Source organism: Methyloceanibacter marginalis (genome assembly GCF_001723295.1).
GTDB classification, from domain to species: Bacteria; Pseudomonadota; Alphaproteobacteria; order Rhizobiales; family Methyloligellaceae; genus Methyloceanibacter; species Methyloceanibacter marginalis.
Window position 1 is genome coordinate 1 of record NZ_LPWD01000308.1, and the last position, 5,686, is coordinate 5,686.

At 63.6% G+C, this 5,686-nt stretch carries 7 protein-coding genes, 1 tRNA gene and 1 pseudogene; 3 read left to right on the forward strand and 6 right to left on the reverse strand.

Going from position 1 to position 5,686, the window contains the following annotated elements:
* Nucleotides 1–270 (reverse strand): MEDS domain-containing protein (locus AUC71_RS22760; protein WP_425283384.1); only part of this gene is annotated, 270 nt, incomplete at its 3' end.
* Here AUC71_RS22760 and AUC71_RS21990 point away from each other — a divergent pair.
* The gene (locus AUC71_RS21990; RefSeq protein ID WP_280139310.1) at nt 217–339 is read left to right on the forward strand and encodes a hypothetical protein; all 123 of its coding nucleotides are present in this window, start codon (nt 217–219) and stop codon (nt 337–339) included. The two genes, AUC71_RS22760 and AUC71_RS21990, sit on opposite strands and share 54 nt — an antisense overlap.
* Nucleotides 340–538: 199 nt before the next feature.
* On the opposite strand, the gene AUC71_RS11440 is transcribed toward AUC71_RS21990, so the two are convergent.
* Nucleotides 539–615 (reverse strand) — tRNA-Arg (locus AUC71_RS11440).
* A 202-nt stretch (nt 616–817) separates the two neighbouring features.
* Between AUC71_RS11440 and AUC71_RS11445 the strand changes: the two genes are divergently transcribed.
* Entirely contained in the window at nt 818–1,165 is a 348-nt protein-coding gene (locus AUC71_RS11445; protein ID WP_069624370.1) for a hypothetical protein, read from the forward strand.
* Between the two features lie 38 nt (nt 1,166–1,203).
* On the opposite strand, the gene AUC71_RS11450 is transcribed toward AUC71_RS11445, so the two are convergent.
* The 4 genes from AUC71_RS11450 to AUC71_RS11460 form a co-directional block, all read right to left on the reverse strand.
* Nucleotides 1,204–2,187, reverse strand: a complete 984-nt coding sequence (locus tag AUC71_RS11450; protein WP_244500922.1) for a sensor histidine kinase — start codon at nt 2,185–2,187, stop codon at nt 1,204–1,206.
* Nucleotides 2,169–2,666, reverse strand: coding sequence for a hypothetical protein (locus AUC71_RS21280; protein ID WP_244500921.1), 498 nt, complete (start codon nt 2,664–2,666; stop codon nt 2,169–2,171). Before AUC71_RS21280 ends, AUC71_RS11450 begins: the two co-directional genes overlap by 19 nt.
* A gap of 103 nt (nt 2,667–2,769) precedes the next feature.
* A complete protein-coding gene (locus AUC71_RS11455) occupies nt 2,770–4,134 on the reverse strand; it encodes a dihydrolipoyl dehydrogenase family protein (RefSeq protein WP_342021844.1) in 1,365 nt (454 codons plus the stop codon).
* A gap of 84 nt (nt 4,135–4,218) precedes the next feature.
* Nucleotides 4,219–5,010: a TVP38/TMEM64 family protein gene (locus tag AUC71_RS11460; protein WP_069624371.1), complete on the reverse strand. Its 792-nt coding sequence runs from the start codon at nt 5,008–5,010 to the stop codon at nt 4,219–4,221.
* 438 nt (nt 5,011–5,448) lie between these two features.
* Between AUC71_RS11460 and rpmH the strand changes: the two are divergent.
* A pseudogene (rpmH, locus tag AUC71_RS17905) lies at nt 5,449–5,582 on the forward strand (50S ribosomal protein L34).
* Nucleotides 5,583–5,686: the final 104 nt, after the last annotated feature.

The following is a 5,686-nucleotide window of genomic DNA, read 5'->3' on the forward strand; positions in this document are numbered from 1 at the left end:
CAGCAACTCCACGCCGGGCGCGTCCCGCAGCGCCCACTCCATGTTGGCCCAGCCGCGCGTCCGCTTGAAGCCGAGTTGACGCCCCTTGTTGATGGTCTCCTGCACGAGGCCGAGCATGGCGTCGGGATCGAAACTGCCCCCGGGCAGATAGATCTCGTCCCACGCCGAAATTTCGAGCTGACCGTTCCGCTCCGCCGCCTCGACGTCGATGCCGGCGTGACGCAGCCGGTTGCGGCGCTCATCGCGCTCGGCCGGGTCGACAAACGAGATGACCCGGTCGCCGGCTTCGATGCCGTCTTCAAAAACGGCACGAGGGCGGCGTATTGCTCATCGGCGTGACCATAAAGCGCGCAGACATGGCAAGGACAGCCGAGCGGCGAGCCCGCCAGAGTGACCTTGCTCGTCGTGGCCAATCCACTTTGCTTTCTGCGTCTCGTCACTTCCGGAAGGTGCCCTTGTGCCTATAAGACCCGACAGGCGCTCACTCTACAGACTTGCGCCGTGGGTCTCACGTCACTTTTCGGAGACGGGGGAAGATTGGCGCGCCGGGGAAGATTCGAACTCCCGACCCCCAGATTCGTAGTCTGGTGCTCTATCCAGCTGAGCTACCGGCGCATAAGCCGAAAAACCGCAACAATTTGAGCGGGATTGGCTGCTCCGAGGCGCGCCGGCTACAGCGGCGGCTCGGGACCCGCCTAGGTAATACCTTGAGAGATCGAAGGCAAGTGCAGGAAACCGGGCACGAATGCAGGGAACCCGGCGTGAAACGAAACAGTTTTCCATTATGTTGGGCCGACAATCACTAGGGAGAAGCACTATGATTCGATATTTCAGCAACGCGGTCGCCATTTTGGGCGCGGCTTTCCTCGCCTTTGCCGTCGCCAGCTGCGACGCCCCCTCGGACGACACCACCGCTGCCGGCAACAGCTTCGTGGGTAAGTACACAACCGAAGACACCGAGGGTAAGCCGATGACCATCACGCTGTCCGAAGACGGATCCGCCTCCGGCGATCGCGCCGGCGAAAGCCTGTCCGGCTCTTGGAAGGAAGAAGACGGCGCGGCCATGATCGACTGGTCCGACGAGTGGACCACCAAGATCGCCAAGGACGGCGATAAGTACATGAGACCGCCTACCAGGACGGCACGCAAGACGGCGCACCCGTGAGCGCCGAGAAGACCGAGTAGCAGGCTGTCCTAAGCCTTTTACGCGCGGCGCCGCCTCGCCCGTTCCAGCTCGACCACCACGTCGGGAATGGTGACGCGGAAGGTGGCGCCGCCGTCATTGCTCAGGAGTTCGATCTCGCCGCCATGGGCCTGGATCAGCTCCGCCGCGATGGCGAGCCCAAGACCCGAGCCTCCCTTGCGCGCGACGCTCTGAAATGCCTGGAACAGGCGCGCCCGCGCCTTCTCCGGTACGCCCGGGCCGGTATCGGCCACGTCGATGATCGCGACGGCGCCCTCGCGGCGCGCAACCACCATGATCGCGCCCGGTCGGCCCGGCTCGCTCTCGAGCGCTTGGACGGCGTTGCGGCAAAGATTGCTCAAGACCCGATAAAGCTGGTCGCGGTCGGCGTCGACTTCGAGCCGCTCTTCCAGATCGAGCTGCCAGTCGACCGATCCGTCGCGCGGCAGGCCAAGGGCGTCGCCCACCTCCTTGATGAGCGGCGCAAGCTCGAAGCGCATGCGCCGGGGCGCCGCCTCCTGGGCCTGACCGAAATCGAGAGTCTGAACGCAGAGCCGAATGGCGCGATCGAGCGAGGCGATAAGCTTCGGCACCAGACGCTGCACGGTCGGGTCCTTCACCTCGGCCAAGCGGTCCGACAGAAGCTGCGCGCTTGACAACATGTTGCGCAGGTCATGGCTGATCTTGCTGACCGCGAGGCCGAGCGCCGCGAGCCGCGTCTTCTGCGACAAAGTCTGCGACAGCTCGTTCTGCATGGCCGATAGCTCGCGCTCTGCCGTACCGATCTCGTCGCGCCGCGACGACGGCGCGATGATCCGCGCCGGATCCTCCGGCTGCTCGGCGAAGCGCACCATGTTGCGCGTGAGTTTGGTGATGGGCTTCACCAGAAGCCAGTCGAGCGCGAGAAAGACGAGCGCCGCGGTGATGATCGAAATGAGGATCGACAGACCCAGAATGTCGAGCCCGTAGCGCAGCATGGCTGCTTTCAACGGACCCTCTTCCATGACCACGTCAATGGTCTCGCCGGCGTGAAGCCCGGCTCGCCGACCACGCGAATGATGCGATCATCCGGCGCGACATAGACCATGAGCGCATCGGCTATCAGAGTCATCCAGGAGGCGTCGCGCAGATCGTACGACCCATCGACATCTTCCGGCATGTCCATCTCGATGATGAGCACGCGCGCATCCTGCCGCTTGACGGAGATGGCCTTGACTTTGGCGCTGTCGAGCAACTCGTCGCGCAGCTTGGCGGGTAGCCGGCCCCCGGGAGCAGCCTCGGCCGCGAGCGATGCAATCTGGGCCGCTTGCAGCCGTTCCATCAGCCATTGGCGGCGAAAATTGGAGACCGACGGTACGAAGACAAGCACCTCCGCCACCATGACGAACACGATGGTGAGCAGCAGGACCTTGGTCGAAAGACCTGCCACGGTGCGGGAGATCCGCCGCGGTTCCCGTTCCTCGCCTGGAGTCTGATGGTTCACGACAGCGCTCTTTGCCCAGTTCTCAAGCGGGGGCGCCGGCACGCGTCCCGGCGCGTTCCTTTATGATACCCGAAAATCGGGCCAATTTCCGTAAATGCCGCTTCTAGCCCAGCTTGCGCAGCAGGCCGATAATTGTGCGCAACCAGCCCTTGGACAGGGTGGGTTGGTAGTAGGCGAAAGCCACCCGCTTGGAGAGCTCCGAAAGGGTCGGATAAGGCAGCACCAGAGAGATGAGGTCGCCGATGCGAATGTCCTTGGCCATGGCGACGATCCAAAGCTGAAGCAGCTCGCCGGCTTCCGCGCCCACGATGGTGACGCCGAGGATCGTGCCGTCCTTCTTGGTGATGACCTTGATGAAGCCTTCCGTTTTCCGCTCGCACTGCGCTCGGTCGTTGTCGGCATACGGCCAGCGAAAAATGCGGATGCGCCGGTGCTTGTTATGAGCTTCCTGCTCGGTGAGACCAATCTGAGCTAGCTCCGGGTCCGTATAGATCACCCGCGGAATGTTCACGGCGCTGACGTCCGGCTTCAGACGGAACAACGCGTTCTTGATGACGATGCTGGCGTGATAGTTGGCGAGGTGCGTGAATTGCTGACCGCCAATTGCATCGCCAATGGCGTAGACGCGGCGGTTGGAGGTTTTGAGCTGCTCGTTGACCTTGATGCCGTGGTCGGTGTGAGCGATGCCGGCGCGGTCGAGACTGAGCGGCTTCAGAATTGGCTTGCGTCCGGTGGCAACCAGAATGTGCGAGCCCTTGATGATGACACTCTCGCCGTCCTTGTGAAAATGCACAGCCACGCCCTGCACCGAGGGCTCCACGCGCTCCACCCGCGTGTTGGGATACATCACCACCTCCGTATCCTGGAGCCGCTTGAGCAGCACCTTGGCCGCTTCGGGATCTTCCTTGGCGAGGAAGTCCTGCGTGTCGAAAATGGTGACGTGTGAGCCAAGCATGCGATGGGCCTGGCCGAGCTCCAGTCCGATAGGGCCGCCGCCCAGCACGATCAGATGCTGAATGCGCTCTCCGATGTCGAAGATGGTCTCGTTGGTGAGATAGGTCACCTCGTCGAGGCCGGGGATGGGCGGAATCGTGGGCGACGAACCCGTAGCGATCACAAAGCGGCGCGCACGCACAAGCACGCGGCCGGCCTCCACGGTGAATTTGTCGAGGAAGCTTGCTTGTGCCTGGATCACGCGGACGCCGAGCCCGGTGAACCGCTCCACGGAATCGTTTGGCGCGATGTTGGCGATGACGCGGTGCACGTGATCGTGGATGCCGCGGTGATCGATCTGAGCTTCGAGCACGTCGATGCCGAAGGTGGAGGCGGTGCGGACCGCGTCGGCGCGCTTGCCCGCGGCGAGCAGCGCCTTGGATGGGACGCAGCCATAGTTGAGGCAGTCGCCGCCCATAAGGCCCTTCTCGATGAGCACGACAGGCACGCCGAATTCGGCCGCCGCCGCCGCCACCGAAAGCGCCTGAGCCCGCGCCGATAACGCAGAGGTCGGGCTTCAGCACCTCTTCCATAATCGCCTAGTCCCCCATTTAGCCAATCAGGCCGGCCGGCGCCTGAACCATTTTACCGCCACCGGAATGAGCGCCGCGAGCCCTAGCGCCACCAAGCCGGCAATCAATTCTGGCGTCAGCAACGCGCTGGGATCGAGCCCATACGGGCACAACTCTTGACCGCCCTCTCCCGCCTTGGCAAGGCAGGATTGATGGGCCGCTTGCTGCGCCTCGACGACGCTGTCGAGCCCGTTTCCCGCCAGCGCAAAGGCGAAAGTTCCCGGGATGATGCCCAGAGCGGTGGTCAGAACGTAGGTCCCGAACGCCACGCCCAGTAGGCCCGGCGCCAGGTTGACCAGCCAGAACGGAAACACCGGCACGAGCCGCAGAAAGAGAAGATAGCTGAATGCGTCCTCGCGGAAGCCATCGGCAAACCGCTTCAGCCGGGGGCCGGCCCTGGCCACGAGGAAGTCGCGCAGCGTGGTCTTCGCCACGAGATACACGACCGTCGCGCCGACCGTGGCGGCGATGACCGAGGCAATGCCGCCCGTCAGCCAGCCAAACAGAAATCCGCCGGCAATCGTCAAAACGGCGCCGCCGGGGAGCGATAGCGCCACGGTGACGGCGTAGATGGCAACGAAGGCCGCCAGCGCGAGCAGGTAATGGCCCTCGATGAGATCGCGTAGGCTCTCCCGATTATTGGCCAGGTGCTCAAGCGTGAGGTAGCGGTGCCAGCCCATGGCGACGATCAACCCGGCGACCCCGAGAAGCAGCAGAAGCGGCCACAGCCGTTTGAGCCAGTGACCGGCCCCGCGGGCCATGTGCTGCACCGTGTCCATGCTGAAGGGTACTCCCTGGCTGCCAATAGCCAAGAGATAGCAGGCCCGACCAGGCCTGGGAACGGCTTGTCGCGCCCTTGTGATGCGCCGTCAGTGGACGTGATGCTAAACGGCCCTATCAGCGCAACTTGGCGGTCTGGCATATTTACGGACTGGCTTCCGGCGCGTGCGTGCACGTCGTGCATTGGGAGGGAACTCGATATTGATTAACCGACTTTGGGGCGCGGCCACAACAGCGGGAAAGGTGTCGAACGGGAGTTCGCGGCCAAGAGGCGCATTTTTGTGCAATTGGCGGCGCTCCAAAACGTAAAAGACCGGGGAATGCGCCGGATTGATTGACTTGCGCTCCTCGCCAACCTATAAGCCGCCCCGAACCTTTTCGCCTCCAGGGCCCGCTTTCGCTTTCTGAGAGCGCGGACGGATGGCAGGAGAAAGTCCTTGAAACGCACCTATCAACCATCGCGGCTCGTCCGCAAGCGGCGGCATGGTTTCCGGGCCCGTATGGCCACCAAGGCCGGCCGAAGGTGATCTCGCGGCGCAGAGCCAAGGGGCGCAAGCGCCTGTCTGCTTAGGCGCGCCAGCCCCGCCTCCCCGGTGACGGCCATCGGACGTCTCAAGACCCGGCCTGAGTTCCTCTATGTGAAGGGCGGTACGCGCTTCGCCACGCCCTCGCTGG